Origin of the sequence: Thioalkalivibrio sp. ALgr1 (assembly GCF_000378285.1) — a bacterium.
Classification (GTDB): domain Bacteria; phylum Pseudomonadota; class Gammaproteobacteria; order Ectothiorhodospirales; family Ectothiorhodospiraceae; genus Thioalkalivibrio.
Genome location: NZ_KB905133.1, coordinates 115537 through 131369, shown reverse-complemented (window position 1 = coordinate 131369; position 15833 = coordinate 115537). Strand labels below are relative to the sequence as shown.

Genomic DNA, 15833 nt, shown 5'->3' with positions numbered 1-15833 from the left:
CTTAGCTCCTGCGCATTTCGAAGCTTTCGAGATAGCCTTCCGGGTCGGTGTAGTCGAACACCTTCCCCATGATCTCGAAGTTCTTGTAAGTGTCGCTCGGCGGTTCGTAGCCCAGCTCTTTCATCACCTCGGCACACTCGCTGGCGAGGAAGACATCCTCGGCGAGCCGGTTGTAGTCGAAGTCGCGACTCACATAGCCCCAGCGCTTCATCTGCGTGAGGATCCAGGTGGCCATCGAATGCCAGGGGAACGGGTCGAAGTCGATCCGGTGCGGGTCGTCCTGCACGTTGCCCAGGCCGTCGGCGTAGCGGCCGGTCAGGACCTGGCGCACCACCGGCTCCGGCTGGTTCAGATAGGCACGGGGCGAAATGACCTTGGCGATCTCGGCCCGGTTCTCGATGTCGGACGAGTACTGGGTGGCATCGATCAGCGAGCGGAACAGTGCCCCGAAGGTGTTCGGGTGTTCCTCGGCCCAGGCCGCGGAGCAGGCGAAGGCGCAGCAGGGATGACCGTCCCAAATCTCTTTGGTCAGCATGTGAATGAAGCCGATCTCGTCCCAGACCGCGCGCTGGTTGAACGGGTCGGGGGCCAAGTAGCCATCGATGTTCTCGGCGCGCAGGTTGGCGACCATCTCCGGCGGCGGGATCACGCGAATGCTGATGTCCTGATCCGGGTCCAGGCCGTGTTCCGCGACCAGGTAGCGCAGCAGGAAGTTGTGCATCGAATACTCGAACGGTACCGCGAAGCGGAAGCCCTTCCAGTCCTTGGGATCGCGCTTGTCTTTGTGCTTGTTGTGCAGCGTGATTGCCTGGCCGTTGATGTTCTCGATCGCCGGCATGATGAAGTGCTCGCGGCTGGAGGAACTGGTGCCCATCGTCAGCGAGAGCGGCATCGGCGAGAGCATGTGCGAGGCGTCGTATTCGCCCGAGAGAGACATGTCGCGCGCGACCGCCCAGCCCGCCGTGTTGATCACGTCGACATCCAGGCCATAGCGCTCGTAGAATCCCATCGGGTGGGCCATGATGATCGGCGTGGCGCAGGTGATCGGCACGAAGCCGATGCGCAGCTTGGTCTTCTCCAGCGGCCCGCCGTCCTTGATCGCGGCCTTCACCTTGTCCAGCGGCATGACCGAACCCAGCGCCGCGGCCAGGGTGCCGCCACCCAGCATCTGCAGGAAACGCCGACGATTGATCTCGTTGTGGCCGAACATGCCGCGCACTACCGCGCTCTCGACCGCACGGTCGATCAGGGCCTCTTCGTCCAGCGTGTCCTGGGCCTTGTGCTCCGCATGGTGCGGCTCGGTCGTGGCGAATTCGCCGTTGTCCATTCGGCGTTCGAGGTTGGGGTCGGCCGTGTCGAAGCAGCTGCACTGACCTGGGCCGTGGTGGCCGTGGCGGCAGGCGCTGTCGTGGCGCAGGTCCGAATTGGCGTCAAACGGGTCGCTTAGGCTCTTGGTCGGCATGGCGATGTTCTCCTGGGTGGACGGATTCAAAACGGGGCGGTTGCGCCGCCCATGCCCAAGGGGTTGCAGAAGCCATGCCAAGAAGGGAAATGACGATTTGTGGGGAGGCGGCGGGGAGGTGTCTGGCGACACTTGGTCGACACTCTGGACAGAGTGGACAAAGTGTCCCTATTAAACGGCTTGATCGCTTCTAAGTGACTTCTATGCCGAGTTTTTTTAGGCGGTAGCGTAGCTGGCGCGGGGTCAGCCCCAGGCCGAGTGCGGCCCGCGTCTTGTTGCCGCTGGATTCCTCGATGGCGCGCAGCAGACGCTCGGCCTCGGATGCATGGACACGCTGGTAGGGACGCACCACGCTGGTGCGCTGTGCGTCATCGTTGGGCGCCAGGGGTGCGGGATTGACCGCTGGCGGGGCAGCCGCCTCGGCGGGGGTTCGAGTGGGCTCGTGGGGGCTGATGCGCGATTCCTCGTGCAGGATCTCGTCGATCAGTGCCGTCGTGATGCGGCCGTCGCTGGAGAGCAGAACGGCGCGTTCCAGCACGTTCTCCAGTTGACGGATGTTGCCCGGCCAGTCGAAGGCCTCAAGCCGTTCCAGCACGCGTTCGTCCAGCACCACGTTCCAGCCGTGCAGGTGGGTGAAACGGTCAAGGAAGTGTCGTGTCAGCAGTCGGATGTCGCTGGCACGGTCGCGCAGGGCGGGCATGTGGAGCGGGATCACGTTCAGACGGTAGAACAGGTCGAGCCGGAATTCGCCCGCGTTGACGGCCGCCTGCAGGTTCTTGTGGGTGGCGGCCACGATGCGCACGTCCACCGGGATGTCACGATTGCCCCCGATCGGCTGGACCACGCGCTCCTGCAGGACGCGCAGGATCTTCGACTGCAACGCCTCCGGCATGTCGCCGATCTCGTCGAGGAACAGCGTGCCGCCGTCGGCCAGGGCGATTTTCCCGGTCTTGGCGCTGCTGGCACCGGTGAATGCCCCCTTTTCGTGGCCGAACAGCTCCGACTCCAGCAGGTCGGCCGGGATGGCCGCGCAGTTAAGCGATATGAAGGGGCGGGCGTTGCGCTGGCTGATCCGGTGGATCATGCGCGCGACCTTTTCCTTCCCGGTCCCCGAGTCTCCGGTGATCAGGACCGTCGCCTGGGTATCCGCAATGCGGTGCACCTGCTTGAGTACATGCTTGAGCGCGGGGCTCTCGCCGAGGATGCCGTACTGCCCGCCCTGGGTATCCAGCGCGCTTTTGAGGTAGCGGTTTTCCGATACCAGTTCGGCGGTGCGCTCGGCGATCAGCTGATTAATGCGCAGGACCTGGCCGATCATGCTGGCGATCACGCGCAGGACGTTCAGGTCGTCCTGGAACTGGCGCGAGCGTCGGCGCAGGCGGTGCACGCCGAGTACACCGATCGCGTGTTCGTCTTGCACGATGGGTACGGCGATATAGGCGACCGTCTCCTGCGGCAGGGTGGCGCGGTCGATTGCGCGGGCCAGGTACTCCGGCTCGTTGTCGATATCCTGGATCAGCGCGATCTGGCTGGTCTTCATCACGCGCCCGGTCACACCCTCGCCGAGGCTGTAGCGGCCCCGTTCGCGCTCGGCATCGGTCAGCCCGTAGGCATGGCGGATACGGAGCTTGCCGGTGTCCGGGTCCGGCAGCAGTACGCGGCCCCGGTTCAGCCCCAGCAATTGCGACATCATCCCGAGGATGCGGTAGATCGCGGCGTCGGGATCGCCCGAACGGCCCATCAGCTTGGCCACCTCCAGCAACAGGGTGATCTCCTGTTCGCGGGTGGCCAGGTCGGGTGCAGCCGGTTCGGAAAGCGAGTGCAGTGCCATGGGTGGGTATATGCAGAAAGCCTGCCAGCCCGTATTTCCTGTCATAAGGCGGGCTGGCAGGCGGTTTTGTGGTCCGTTGTGGTGCCGTCTGCCTCGCCGCGGGGCGTGTATTGCACCGCGGCGAGGCTTGCGACTTGCTAAATCTAGCTCTCGGCGTGGTAGCTGCTGCGCTTGATCAGGCGCACGCAGATCGCGTCGAGCATGTAGCCGATGATGCCGATCACCAGCACGAAGGCTGCGAGCTTGTCGTACTCCAGCGTGTCGCGGGCATCGTTGATCGCATAGCCCAGCCCGGAGGTGACACCGAGGTACTCGGCGGGAACCAGCACGATCCAGGCCACACCTACCGCCAGGCGGATGCCGGCAAACACATCCTGGGCGATCGCGGGCATCACGATGTAGCGCAGGGTGTGGATCGGGTTGGCCCCGAGGTTGGAGCCCACCTTCAGCCACATCGGGTCGATGCGCTGGACGCCATGGGCCGTGGCATAGGTGATCGGCCAAATCGCGGCGATCGCGATCAGGAAGATGATCGCCCCGTCCCAGGTGGCGAAGGCCAGCACCGCAATCGGCATCCAGGCCAGCGGCGAGATCATGCGCAGGAACTGGAATGGCACATGGGTGATCTGCTTCAGCGTCAGGAAGTAGCCGATCATCACGCCCATCGGCACGCCGATCGCGATGGCATAGAACAGGCCCCAGCCCACGCGGTACAGGCTGGACTCGATCGGTTTCCAGACGTTGCCGGAGCTGACCAGGTCCCAGAACGCCGTGAGAGTCGGGCCGGGGGCAAAGCTGGCGAACGCCATCGTGTCCTCGTTATTGGCGATCAGCCAGCCGCCCCACCACCACAGGGCGAAAAGCCCGGCGATGCCCACCGCCGGGTATTGCACCCGGCGCCGGACCTGATCCGCCAGCCGCAGGAACGGGATCATCCGTTCCAGGGCCGGGTTCAGCTCGTTCATCGTGGCTTCGCGGTTCATAGCGCGATCACCTCCTCGCGCTCGAACGGCGAATCGAGGTTTACGCCGGGCGCGCCGTGCCAGGCGGTGTGCTTCTCCATTGCCTTCTTGACGAACTCGTAGTTCACCAGGTCCTCGGTCACGAAGTCGGGATCCAGGTCCTGGAGGAAGGTGGTGTCGCCACCGACCAGCGTCTCGTTCATCGCGCTGACCAGATACTTGGTCGCGGACGGATAGGGCCAGGGCGAGAAGTCGATGCGACCGTTGCCCCAGTCGGCGTTGCGGATCGCGCCGCTGTCGGTGTAGGTGGAGTCGTTGGTGTAGTTGGTCATGGCCCGCTCGACGACACCGGCTGGCATTGGCAGGTAGCCCTTGCCGTCACGCGAGAGCAGGGTGGCGACCGCCTTCTTGTCCTCCTGGATGGTGCCCTGGGCGCGGACCACGGCGTTCATGACCTTCTGCGTCCATTCCGGCTCGCGGTTGGTCAGGCGTTCGTTCATGCAGATCACGCAACAGGGGTGATTCTTCCAGATGTCGCCGGTAAAGCGCAGCAGGTTGCCGTGGGCCAGCATCTCGCCTGCCGCGTTGAAGGGCTCGGCCACGATAAAGGCATCGATAGAGCGCGCGGCCAGGGCCGGCGGCATATCCGGCGGCGGCATCAGCATCAGGTTGACCTCGTGCGACTCCAGCGCCGCCCCCTGGTCGCGGATCACCGGGGTCAGACCGGCGTCGCGCAGGGCCATCTGCATCACCACGTTGTGCATCGAGTACCAGTAGGGCACGGCAACGCTCTTGCCGCCGAGGTCCGAGAAGTCATTGACCTCTACGTGGCGCCCGGTGACCACGGCCGATCCGTTGATATGGGCCCAGGACATGATCTTGACCGGGAAATCGTTCTGATAGCGCATCCACAGGGGGATGGGCTTCAAAAGATGCACGAGGTTGAAGCGGTTGGCCGCGAAGGACTCGATCAGCGGCGACCAGCCCCGGATCAGCGTCGGATCGGCGACCTCCAGGCCCTCGTCCTCGAAATAGCCCTCGGAGTGGGCCACCAGCAGCGCGGCGGCATCGGTGATCGGGATGTAGCCGATCCGCACCACGCCGTCGAAGTCACGGGTGATCCCTTCGGGCTCTTCCAGGCCATCCGGCTCGGCGCCGAACAGCGACCCCGGCAGGGCGAGACCGGTGCCGGCCAGGCCGCCGACGGCGGCGGTGCGCAGGAAGTTGCGCCGCGAGAAATTGGTCGACAGCAGTTGGTCGAGCTCGCGGTCGATATCGTGGTGGTGGTCGCAGTTGCACATGACGGTGGTTCCTTTTTTGGCGATGACGGGGACGACGGGTATCGGTTGGTTGCGGGTATTCAGGCCGCGCGGATTCGCGCCTGACGACGGCTGGATTCGCTTTCGGATTCAGCGCGGGGTTGCACCCCGGAGCCGCCCGGGTGGCGAGTGGCGCCGAAGAACTCCATGAGCTCGCTCTTGAGATCCACGAACTGATGGCTGGCTCGATCACGGGGGTAGGGGAGTTCCACCTTGAGCTCGGCGGTGATCGTGCCGGGGTTGGAGCCCATGACCAGCACGCGGTCGGCCATTGCGACGGCCTCGTCGATGTCGTGGGTGACAAACACCACCGAGATGCCGCGTTCACGTGCCAGGCGCGTGACCTCGTCCTGCAGGGCAACACGGGTGAAGGCGTCCAGTGCGGAGAACGGCTCGTCCAGCAGCAGCAGTTCCGGGTCCGTCGCCAGGCTGCGGGCCAGCGCGACGCGCTGTTGCTGCCCCCCTGAGAGCGACTGCACGTTGACCTCGGCCTTGTCCGCCAGGCCCACCGTGTCCAGGAGCTGATCGATGCGCTCCTTCAGACCTTTCCGGCGACCCTGGAAAATCAGCCCCAGAGAGGCGTTCTTGCGCACGGTCATCCAGGGGTACAGCGAAGGCTTCTGAAACATCATGTTCCAGCGCGGGCTGGGCTTGATGACCTGCTGGCCGTTGATGCGCACGCAGCCGTCGCTGGGCAGCAGCAGCCCGGCGAGCATATGCAGCAGGGTGGATTTGCCACAGCCACTCTGGCCGATCAGGGCGACGGTCTCGCCCGGCGCGACGGTGACCTCGATGTCCTTCAGGGTCGGATCTTCCTGACCCGGATAGTGGTGGGTGATGTAGTCGATGGAGATGGCGGCGCCCATGGCATTTCCCTCGTAAGCCTGCGTTCATGTGCCGCCCGGTGGACGGCGCGTTCACAGGTGTCCTTACAAGGGGCGTGCCAAACCTCGCGGTGTGATCGCCCGAGGATTCCCGGGCCCTCTGATAAACGGCGACGTGGAGCCGTTCCGCAGGTCTTGAATCACGGCGGGGGTGGGGCATCTGTGGGTGTCGAACGGCCCGGGGCGTCCGGCGTGTCGCGGACAAAGACGACAAAGTGTCCGGCTTGGGCGACAAAGCGGACAAATCGTCTGGCCCGGATGGTTGGTCAATTTGTCGTGTTCAGGTGGAAATCGCTTCATGAAGCCGTTTTTCGGTGGTTGGCACAGCTTCTGCACTGCGATGGTCGACCCGGCGCGATCCGGGATGGTCACCACAGCCGGTGGCCCTGACCGCCAACCATCGAGAGGAGCTACACCATGTCCACTGCCGAAGCCACCACCACCCTGTCCATGAACGCGCTGGAGCCGATCGACCAGAACGGTCTCAACGATCTGGCTGCCAAGGGCAAGGCCAATCCGGAAAGCATCGTCACTCTGAAGGCCACCACGGTCTGCGAGGGCAAGTTCCGCAACCTGACCTACGTGCGCGATCTGGATGCGCATGTGATCGACGAGCCGCCGCACCTGCTGGGTGACGACACCGCCCCCAACCCCTCCGAGGCGGTACTGGCCAGCCTGGGCGCCTGTCTTTCGGTCGGCATGCACGCCAACGCAATCGACCGCGGCATCACGCTGACCAAGCTGGAACTGACGCTGGAGGGCGACATCAACGTGACCGCCGTGTGGGGTGTGGGCGATACCGACGTCAACAAGCGCCTCGGCTTCACCGATATCCGCGTGAAGGCGCACCTGGAGGGAGATGCCAGCGAGGAGCAACTGAAAGAGCTGGTGGCCCATGCCGACTTCTGGTCGCCCGTGGCCAACACCATGCGCAACCCGGTTGGTGTCAGCGTCGAGCTGGCCTGAACCACCTGCCATCCCGAACGGGAGAGAGAACCCATGTTGCAGACCCGTACTGACGAACAGACGGGGGTGTCGCCGGCCGCAGGGCCGGCGGACGCCGATGCCCCGCTGAAGGCGCTGGTGGAACGCGAACTCGCGCCGCTAACCGCCCGCATCGATCGCGAGGGCGTCTACCCCGAGAATTTCCTGCGCGAGGCGGGTCGCCTCGGCGCATTCAATCGCCACCTGGCCAGCCAGAACGCGACCGGTACGACGGACATTGCCGGCGCGATCCGCGCGACCGAGGTGATTTCGGCCGAGTGTATGACCACAGGCTTTGTGGCCTGGTGCCAGAACGCCTGCGCCTGGTACGCGGAGAACAGTGACTCCGACGTGCTCAAGCGCGAGGCCCTGCCGAAGCTCGCCAATGCCGAGGCGCTGGGCGCGACCGCTCTGTCCAATCCTATGAAGTGGTTCGCCAACATCGAGGAGTTGAAGCTGAATGCCGAGCGCGTCGATGGCGGCTATATCGTCTCCGGCGCGCTGCCCTGGGTGTCCAACCTGGGCGAGGACCATTATTTCGGCGCGATCTTCCGTACCACTGATGCCAACCCGCGTCCGTTGATGGCGCTGATCAACTGTGCCGATCCCGGTTTCAGCCTGACGGCCTGCCCCGAGTTCACCGCGCTGGAGGGCTCGCGCACCTTCGGTTGCCACTTCGACCGGGTGTTCGTGCCGGATGCCCATATCCTTGCGGACCCTCTGCCGGAGTACATCCGCCGCATTCGCCCCGGTTTTGTGCTGCTGCAGATGGGCATGGGGCTGGGCCTGATCGATGGCTGCATCGAGACCATGCGCGAGTCCAACGAGACCCTCGCGCACGTGAATGGCTATCTGGATGACCAGGTCGGCGAGCTGGAGGAGGCCCTGGCGGATGCCCGCAGTGCCTGTTACGCGCTGTCGGAGACACCGTTCGATGACTCCGAGCGCTTCTTTGCCGATGTGCTGCAGATGCGACTGACGGGCTCCGAGCTGTCGCTGCGCGCCTCGCAGTCGGCCCTGCTGCACTGCGGTGCGCGGGGCTACAAGGCGGACGCGGCGGCCCAGCGCAAGCTGCGCGAGTCGTACTTCGTCGCGATTGTGACGCCCGCGATCAAGCACCTGCGCAAGGAGCTTGCACGGATCCACGCCCACTGAACCGGTGCCCCTCGAACCCGCGCAGCCCCGGTGAAGCCGGGACCGCGCCCCGAATGCAAGGAATCCCCATGTTGGAAACCACCACCCGACTGGACCCCGAGACCGCCGTGGAACGGCTGAAGCAGGCGATCGAAGCCCAGGGACTGAAGCTGGTCTCGCACATCAACGGCCAGGCCAATGCGGCAAAGATCGGGGTCGAGGTCCCTACCGACCAGATCCTCGAGGTCTTTCACCCGAGCTACGCGGTGCGCGTGTGGCAGGCCTGCAAGGGCGCCGGAATCGATATCCCGCTGCGCATCCATGTATCGGATGAGGGCGATGCCCTGTGCATACGCACGCGCTCGGCGCGGGAGGTATTCAAGCCCTGGGCGAGCCCTGAGCTCGACACCATCGGTGCGGAGCTGGATCCGAAGCTGCAGGCGATTCTGGACACTCTGGAGGCCGCGTGATGACTACCGAAACCGACGACTACAAGCGCTATATCTGCAAGGTCTGCGGCTATATCTACGACGAGGCGAAGGGTGATCCCGACTCCGGCCTCGCGCCGGGCACCCGCTTCGAGGACATCCCCGAGGACTGGTACTGCCCGGACTGCAACGTGACCAAGGCGGACTTCAGTCCCTTCGAGCCGCGGGCCGAGTCCACCGACGCGGTCTCCGCCGCAAGCGCCTGGAGTGGCCCGCGCGGCGACGATCCCGACGCGGTCGTGATCGTGGGTGCCGGCATGGCCGGCTGGGCCCTGGCCGAGCGCCTGCGGGAGCAGGACCCGCGCCGCACCATCCGCATGATTACCGCGGACAGTGGCGACTATTACACCAAGCCGCGGCTGTCGAACGCGTTTGGCCGCGAGACCGCGCTCGACGAACTGGTCGAGGAGGGCGGGCAGCAGCGCGCGGGGCGTCTGGGTGTGGAGCTGATGCCGTTTCTGCGCGTGCTGGGCATCGATCGCGACCGCCAGCGTGTGATCACGGCCCGGGGAGGTATCCCCTATGGCCAGCTGGTGCTGGCCACCGGTGCCCGGCCGCGCCGCATCGAGTTTCCGGGGGACGCGCCGGCCCCGCTGGCCGTGAACACCCTGGATGACTACTGTCTGCTGCGCGAGGCACTGGAAGCGCCGGGAAAGAGCCCGGCCGAGACGCCGGTGGCCATCATTGGGGCGGGTCTGGTGGGCTGCGAGCTGGCCGATGACCTGGCCAGGGGAGGTTTCCCGGTCACGCTGATCGAATGCGCCACACAACCACTCGCGGGGCTGTTGCCGTTGCCCATGAGCCGGGACCTCGCCGCAGCCCTGGAGAAGAGTGGTGTCGATTTGCGGCTGGATGCCAATATCGTTGGCCTGAACAAGGGAGGGCCGGGGACGACCATCGAGCTGCAGGACGGCGAACCGGTCCAGGCGGCGGTGGTGCTGTCCGCACTGGGGCTTGAGGGTCAGAACGACATCGCCCGGGCGGCTGGTCTGGACTGCGGCCTCGGGGTCCGCGTGAATGCACAACTGGCGACCTCCGATGCGGCGATCTTTGCCCTCGGCGACGGCTGCGAGTTTGCCGGCCGGTTGCGCCCGTACGTGGAGACGCTGCGCGACCAGGCGGCGGTGCTGGCTCGAACCCTCGGTGGCGACGTGACGGAGTATGTGCCCGGACCCGGTACGGTCCAGGTGAAGACCACAAGCCTGCCCCTGAATGTCTGTCCGCCGCGCGACGTCGCTCGAGGCGCTTGGGTCGAGACTGAATCCACTCCCTCCGGTCGCCAGCTGGAGTTCCATGCCGACGGTGTGCTGGCCGGGTTCGCGGTGTCAGGGTCCCTGGCGCGGCGCGCGGCCGACCTGGAGGCCCGGTTGGGACAACCCGTGGGTGCCGAGCGGCCGCGCATGGCCAGCTAACAGGTGAGATGGCCGTTGGCGGCAAGGCCCCGGCCGGCGTGGAAGAACCGAGTGCTGTACGGGGTGTTCGTTATACTGGGGCGCTGATGCATTTACGCGATGGCCGTTCCATCGTCGGCAGGAGAGAACGCCTTGGCCAGTTTTACGATCACCTTGCATGCCCGCGCGGCGGACGAGCCCGAAATTCAGCGCGTGTCCGTGACTGCGGGCGAGGACGAAGAGCTGCCGGAGTACGGCCAGGTCTGGGTATGGGACATCCTCTACGCCCAGCAGCTGTTTGCCCTAGGCGAGACGCAGACGGCTCAGCAGCTGAAGGAGGCCCTGGAGCTGTGGGCCGTGAATATGTCCAGCAAGGTATTCCAGCCGCATGGCCACATCCTGGCGAAGGGCTACCTGGACCTGTCGGAAGACCTGAAGCTGATCAGCGGTGACGAGGAACGCCCGGTCGCGGCTGACGGTGATCGCGAGATCGTCGTGACCGTGACCGGTCAGGCCGGCCAGCTGCCGGATGTCGCGGTCAGCCCGGAGGCGCTCGAGGCCGAGGAGCGCAAGAACCTCGTGCTGGGCCTGGGGCAGTTTTTCAATTTCGACAACCCGATGTTTGCGCGCGAGCTGCCGATCCATGTGCTCGCGATGCGCAAGTATCACGCCGACGTCCATGAGCCGCACACCCGCGAGGCCCTCGACGAGGCCCCGTTCTATGCCATCCAGAAGGCGATGGAATACTTCCAGGCAGCCAACCAGGGCACGGTGCAATAGGACGTACTGACTGCTAGGGTCGGGTCATGCGTACCGTTTACACCGCTGCCGACCCGGTGATGGCCGGGTTCATCGAGAATCTCCTGAAGGAGGCCGGCATCCCCGCTTATGTCGCCCAGGCCGGGCTTTATGGCGCCGCCGGCGAGATCCCGCCGACCGAGTGCTGGGGGCGGGTGATGGTGGTGCACGAGGCCCAGGCCGAGCAGGCCCGCGAGCTGATCGTGGAGTACCTGGAAGGCGAGCCGGAGCACGACGGGAAGGAATGGAAGTGCTCGCGTTGCGGCGAGCGGATCGAGCCGCAGTTCACCCAGTGCTGGAACTGCGGGCGCGAGCGGCGCTGATTCTCCACCACTAGTCCGCTACGCAGGGCGTCTTTCTAGCGAATCCCGTTACCCGAGCCGTACTGGGCCCGTACCCGCTGGATGTAGGTCTGGGTTTCGGGGAAGGGCGGTACGCCGCCATGACGCTCCACCGCCCCGGGGCCCGCGTTGTAAGCGGCCAGAGCCAGGTCCAGATCCCCGTCGAAACGCTGCAGCATCTCGGCCAGGTAGCGCGTGCCGCCATGGATGTTCTGGGCTGGGTCGAAGCGGTCGGTCACGCCCAGGTCGGCGGCGGTGGCCGGCATCAGCTGCATCAGGCCGTGCGCACCCACCCGCGAGACGGCCTCGGGGTCGAAGCAGGACTCGACGTGAATCACGGACTGTACCAGGGCCGGGTCGACACCGTTGTGACCCGCGGCGGCGCGGATCAGCTCGGCGAACTCGCCACCGCCGCTGGCCAGGGCCTGGCGGGCCCGTTCGCCGCAGCGCGCCCGGGCTGTCGGGCGGCCGTAGGTGGCGATCAGGTTCATGTTGGCGTTTTGGCTCCGCTGGTTGGTGACCAGACGCTGGCCGTCCGGGCCCTCGAACACGAAGATCTCGCTGGGCGACCAGCTACCCCCTGAAGCCGTTCCGCTCTGGCTGGCAGAGGTGCCGGGACGCTGGGGCGAAGGCACGGTCTCGTACTCGATGCCCTCGGGGCGCTGGTCCGTAATCACGCGGGCACCCGTGGCGTCGTAGTAGGTGTAAAGGTCGGCCTGGGCGGGCAAGGCGAGGACGCCGGCGGCCAGCAGCAACGCCGGCAGTCCGCCCGCGAAACGCTTACCATATGCACGATTGCGCAACCGAATCCCCCCCTTGTCGCCCACGTCCGAATGAACGCTCCCCAGACGACCGATCCCATTATGGCGCCGGAAACTGCGCAACTGGAAGGGCTGCTGCGCGAGGCCCTGGCGGGAACCGCGCTGGAACCGCCGCTGGTGGAGGTGCTGGAACGGGTGGATTCCACCAATGCACGACTGCTCGACCCCGCGCAGATGCATGCCGGCCCCAGGGTGTGTTTGGCGCGCGAGCAGCTGGCTGGGCGGGGGCGACGAGGCCGGGCCTGGGTGGCGCCCCCGGATGCCGGCCTGGCCCTCTCGCTCTCCTGGCCGATTGCCGCCAACCAGCCGGTGCCTGCGGCCTATCCGGTCGGGGTGGGGATCGGGGTCATCCGCGCGCTGGAGGCGCTCGGTGTGGAAGGCCCGGGTCTCAAGTGGCCGAACGACCTGGTGGTAGGCGCTGCGAAGCTGGGCGGTATCCTGGTCGAGCAGCGGCTTCCCCGGCCGGGTCGGCCCGGGCGCCTGGTGGTGGGGGTCGGGCTCAATCGCCGGGGTTCCGGAGCGCTCGGCCTGGATCGCGAGGTGACCGACCTGGAAGCCCTGTCAGACGGGCAGGGGCCCGACTGGCTGGCGCTGGCGGCCGAGGTGACAGGCTGGCAGATGCGCCTGCATTCGCTGCTGATGGCACAGGGGCTGGCGGCGCTGGCGGACGATCTCGACCGCCTCGATGTGCTGGCCGGACGCCCCATCCAGGTACCGGATACGGGCCTGTCGGGCATTGCCCGGGGCATTTGCCTGGATTCGGGGCGTCTGCGCGTCGAGGATGAGGCGGGCGTCCTGCATCATCTCGACGCAGGAGAAGTATCCATCCGGAGGGCTGGGCATGCCTGACTGCGCGCTGATCGACATCGGCAGTACCCGAATCAAGTGGCAGCGCCGCGACGCGGCCGGTCATGTGCTGGACGAGGGCACAAGCCTCGCGATTGATGATTGTGCTCAGGCGCTGAAAGACGCTGGTCTGGCGATCTGGGCCGCCCGTGTCGGCAGCCCGGAGCGCCAGGCGGCGCTGGAAGACGCGGTGGGGGCGGCGGTACCCATCCACTGGGTGGGAACGCACGGGGGCGGGCGCTATGGCGTGCGCAGTGATTATGCCGAAGGCCAGCTGGGTGTGGATCGCTTCTGTGCACTGGTGGCGGCCCGGGCGGAAGGGCCGGGGCCCTGCGTGCTGGTGGATGCGGGAACCGCGATTACGGTCGACCTGCTGGATACCGAGGGTCGGCATCGGGGCGGGTACTTGCTGCCGGGGCGACAGCTGGGCTGGGATTCGCTGCAGGCCCGGCTGGCCGACCGCGTCGCTCCGCGCGATCCGGGTGGCTGGCCCGCGACCCTCGACTCGACACCGGGGCTTGGTAGCGAACAGGGCCTGGAGCGCGGACTGACGCTGGGTCTCTCCGGCGCGGTCGATCGCCTGATCGTCGAGGCCCGCACCCACCTGGGCAATGACACCGTCTGCTGGCTACACGGTGGGGATGCATCCTGGCTTGCCGGGCAGCTCACCGAATTCGTCACTCTGCGCGAGAACCTCGTGCTGGAAGGCCTGTGGCAGATTGCACGCGCGGAGGGGGGCTCGTGATGCGCTGGTTCGTCGTGCTGTTGCTGCTGGCGAATCTTGCCCTGTTTGGCTGGAGTTGGCAGCAGGGGCACTGGAACGGCGACCCTTACGCCGACGTGCCCCCACCGGAGCGGGGTACGCAGATGCTCGACGAGGGCGATGTGCGGATTCACCCGCTCGACGGGGGCGACTAGGTCAGTCGTCCAGTCCCGGGATGCCGGCGCGCAGGGCCTGGAAGCCGATGGCCACGTCGTCGGGATCGGCGCCGGGTTCGATGTGCAGCCGCGCGCGAACCTTCTCCGGATCGATGTGGGATTCTTCTACGATCTCTTCCGGCAGACGGTGCAGCCACCAGGCCAGTGCAGCCTGACTGCGCGTCTCTGACCACGGTTCAAGGTCCGATCCGACACGCTCGGCGTGCGCCTCCAGCTCCTCGTCAAAGAACGGTTTCAGGCGGTCCAGCGCGGCGACCGGATCGGGCAGATCGGGCTTCTCGCCCTCCAGCGCCTCGATCGCGCGGGCCAATTCGAGGCGGGCGATCTCCGGCCAGATCTGTGCGGGCAGGTATCCCTCCATCGCCGGGCGCCCGTCGGCGGTGATGCCGTGCAGGAAGCCGGCCTCTGTGCCCAGGTACCGGTCCAGGGCCTGCATGGCCTCGCGCGCCCAGTCGAGGGTGTCCTCGTCCTCCATGACCCGGGCCATGTTGGCCAGGGCGGCAATCGCCTGGCCGGAGCTGTCCGCATAGGTGTTGCGGTCCACCCGCGGGGGATCGGTCTCCAGCCGTTCTTCCGGGTCGAGCTGGTAGTAGTCGCGATCCGCATACTGGCTATTGCCGAAGCGCGACTGAGCCTCGTCCCAGAGCTGGTCGCGCAGATAGTCGCGAATACCGCGGGCGAATTCGGCGTGATGTTCCTTGCCGAAGCGCTCGTAGGCCTCGGCATACAGCCAGAGGAACGCGGCGTTCTGGTCCAGTCGTTTGGAGGTTTCGAGGGCCAGGACCGGATCGCGTTGATCCCAGTCGTGGAAAAAGAAGAATCCTCCCTCCACTCCGTCGTACAGGTCGGCGGCGATCTGGTCGAGCATGGCGGGCATGCGGTCTTCCCAGTCCGCCTCGTCGAGCAGGAAGCGATAGGTCCAGGGCTGCGGGCGTTTGCTCAGCGTGCCGAAGGCCGCGCTCCCGCTCAGGCGGTGGCCGGAGCGGTCGTAGACCTCGTCGAGCATCTCGCGGAAGCGGTCGAGGTCATTGATCGCGGCGTCGTCCGGCGTGATCTCGCGGCCGGTGACCGAGAACATGTCCCGCTGGGCCTCCAGGATGCCCTGCAGGTCGCGCGGATTCACATGCCCGGTAAAGCGGGTCAGCATCTCGTCCTCGTGGTTCACGATCACCACAAACGGCAGACCCCGACCACCGTAGCGGCGGAACAGGTCGGCGCGCTCGTCGAGGTCGACCAGGACCGGGATGTAGTGCTGATCGATGGTGTCGACGACGTCGGGGTTCTCCAGCGACTCGTCCTGGAAGTCGCGGCACCAGGTGCACCACTGCCCGTGAAAGTAGAAGAAGATCGGCCGTTCGAGCTCCTTCGACTCCTCGAACAGTTCGCTGTCCCAGGACTGCCAGTCGATCTGGGAGCCTTCCGGGTAGTCATCCACCTCGAAACCGTTGTCGGGCCCGTTATCCGGGGCCTCGGCGGGTCCGGCCGCGCCTTGAGCACCAACAATGCCCGCAAGGCCCAGCAGAACAAGGCCCAGGACGGGACTGGTCCACCCGCCGATGGTGGCGACTGCAAAAAAATTGTGCTCGTCCATGGCGCACCTGGAGATTTGGGCTGCTTACTACGGTAGACCACA

The 15833-nt window shown here is 66.1% G+C and carries 16 protein-coding genes; 9 read left to right on the top strand and 7 right to left on the bottom strand.

Annotated features, from left to right (window positions below):
• Position 1: 1 nt before the first annotated feature.
• The 5 genes from F466_RS0104985 to F466_RS0104965 all read right to left on the bottom strand — a co-directional run bounded on the left by F466_RS0104985 (position 2) and on the right by F466_RS0104965 (position 6440).
• The gene (locus tag F466_RS0104985; RefSeq protein WP_018174497.1) at positions 2-1462 is read right to left on the bottom strand and encodes an ABC transporter substrate-binding protein; all 1461 of its coding nucleotides are present in this window, start codon (positions 1460-1462) and stop codon (positions 2-4) included.
• 190 nt (positions 1463-1652) lie between these two features.
• Entirely contained in the window at positions 1653-3293 is a 1641-nt protein-coding gene (locus F466_RS0104980) for a sigma-54-dependent Fis family transcriptional regulator (protein ID WP_018139108.1), read from the bottom strand.
• 143 nt (positions 3294-3436) lie between these two features.
• Positions 3437-4276: an ABC transporter permease gene (locus tag F466_RS0104975; protein ID WP_018139107.1), complete on the bottom strand. Its 840-nt coding sequence runs from the start codon at positions 4274-4276 to the stop codon at positions 3437-3439.
• A complete protein-coding gene (locus F466_RS0104970) occupies positions 4273-5556 on the bottom strand; it encodes an ABC transporter substrate-binding protein (RefSeq protein ID WP_018139106.1) in 1284 nt (427 codons plus the stop codon). The genes F466_RS0104975 and F466_RS0104970 overlap by 4 nt, the downstream gene beginning before the upstream one ends.
• Positions 5557-5615: 59 nt before the next feature.
• Entirely contained in the window at positions 5616-6440 is an 825-nt protein-coding gene (locus F466_RS0104965; protein WP_018139105.1) for an ABC transporter ATP-binding protein, read from the bottom strand.
• 435 nt (positions 6441-6875) lie between these two features.
• On the opposite strand from F466_RS0104965, the gene F466_RS0104960 reads away from it, so the two are divergent.
• The 6 genes from F466_RS0104960 (at position 6876) to F466_RS0104935 (ending at position 11576) form a co-directional block, all read left to right on the top strand.
• Positions 6876-7424, top strand: coding sequence for an OsmC family protein (locus F466_RS0104960; RefSeq protein ID WP_012982379.1), 549 nt, complete (start codon positions 6876-6878; stop codon positions 7422-7424).
• 33 nt (positions 7425-7457) lie between these two features.
• Positions 7458-8597 carry an acyl-CoA dehydrogenase family protein gene (locus tag F466_RS0104955; protein ID WP_018139104.1) on the top strand — a complete coding sequence of 380 codons (1140 nt, stop codon included), beginning with the start codon at positions 7458-7460 and terminating at the stop codon, positions 8595-8597.
• A 68-nt stretch (positions 8598-8665) separates the two neighbouring features.
• Complete coding sequence (locus tag F466_RS0104950; protein WP_018993580.1) at positions 8666-9046, top strand: DUF302 domain-containing protein; 381 nt, start codon at positions 8666-8668, stop codon at positions 9044-9046.
• Positions 9046-10476 carry an FAD-dependent oxidoreductase gene (locus F466_RS0104945; protein ID WP_018993579.1) on the top strand — a complete coding sequence of 477 codons (1431 nt, stop codon included), beginning with the start codon at positions 9046-9048 and terminating at the stop codon, positions 10474-10476. Before F466_RS0104950 ends, F466_RS0104945 begins: the two co-directional genes overlap by 1 nt.
• Positions 10477-10608: 132 nt before the next feature.
• Complete coding sequence (locus tag F466_RS0104940; RefSeq protein WP_018174501.1) at positions 10609-11235, top strand: hypothetical protein; 627 nt, start codon at positions 10609-10611, stop codon at positions 11233-11235.
• A gap of 26 nt (positions 11236-11261) precedes the next feature.
• Complete coding sequence (locus F466_RS0104935; RefSeq protein ID WP_018139100.1) at positions 11262-11576, top strand: DUF2007 domain-containing protein; 315 nt, start codon at positions 11262-11264, stop codon at positions 11574-11576.
• 35 nt (positions 11577-11611) lie between these two features.
• Here F466_RS0104935 and F466_RS0104930 read toward each other — a convergent pair whose 3' ends face one another.
• Positions 11612-12397 carry a lytic transglycosylase domain-containing protein gene (locus F466_RS0104930; protein ID WP_018139099.1) on the bottom strand — a complete coding sequence of 262 codons (786 nt, stop codon included), beginning with the start codon at positions 12395-12397 and terminating at the stop codon, positions 11612-11614.
• Positions 12398-12457: 60 nt separating this feature from the next.
• Between F466_RS0104930 and F466_RS0104925 the strand changes: the two genes are divergently transcribed.
• From F466_RS0104925 to F466_RS13710, 3 genes are read left to right on the top strand one after another with little or no spacing between them, the layout of a single operon-like run.
• Complete coding sequence (locus F466_RS0104925) at positions 12458-13264, top strand: biotin--[acetyl-CoA-carboxylase] ligase (protein ID WP_018993578.1); 807 nt, start codon at positions 12458-12460, stop codon at positions 13262-13264.
• Positions 13257-14006, top strand: a complete 750-nt coding sequence (locus F466_RS0104920; protein ID WP_018993577.1) for a type III pantothenate kinase — start codon at positions 13257-13259, stop codon at positions 14004-14006. The genes F466_RS0104925 and F466_RS0104920 overlap by 8 nt, the downstream gene beginning before the upstream one ends.
• Complete coding sequence (locus tag F466_RS13710; RefSeq protein ID WP_018649377.1) at positions 14006-14179, top strand: hypothetical protein; 174 nt, start codon at positions 14006-14008, stop codon at positions 14177-14179. Before F466_RS0104920 ends, F466_RS13710 begins: the two co-directional genes overlap by 1 nt.
• 1 nt (position 14180) lies before the next feature.
• Here F466_RS13710 and F466_RS0104910 read toward each other — a convergent pair whose 3' ends face one another.
• Positions 14181-15791: a DUF255 domain-containing protein gene (locus tag F466_RS0104910; protein ID WP_018993576.1), complete on the bottom strand. Its 1611-nt coding sequence runs from the start codon at positions 15789-15791 to the stop codon at positions 14181-14183.
• Between the last annotated feature and the right edge of the window lie 42 nt (positions 15792-15833).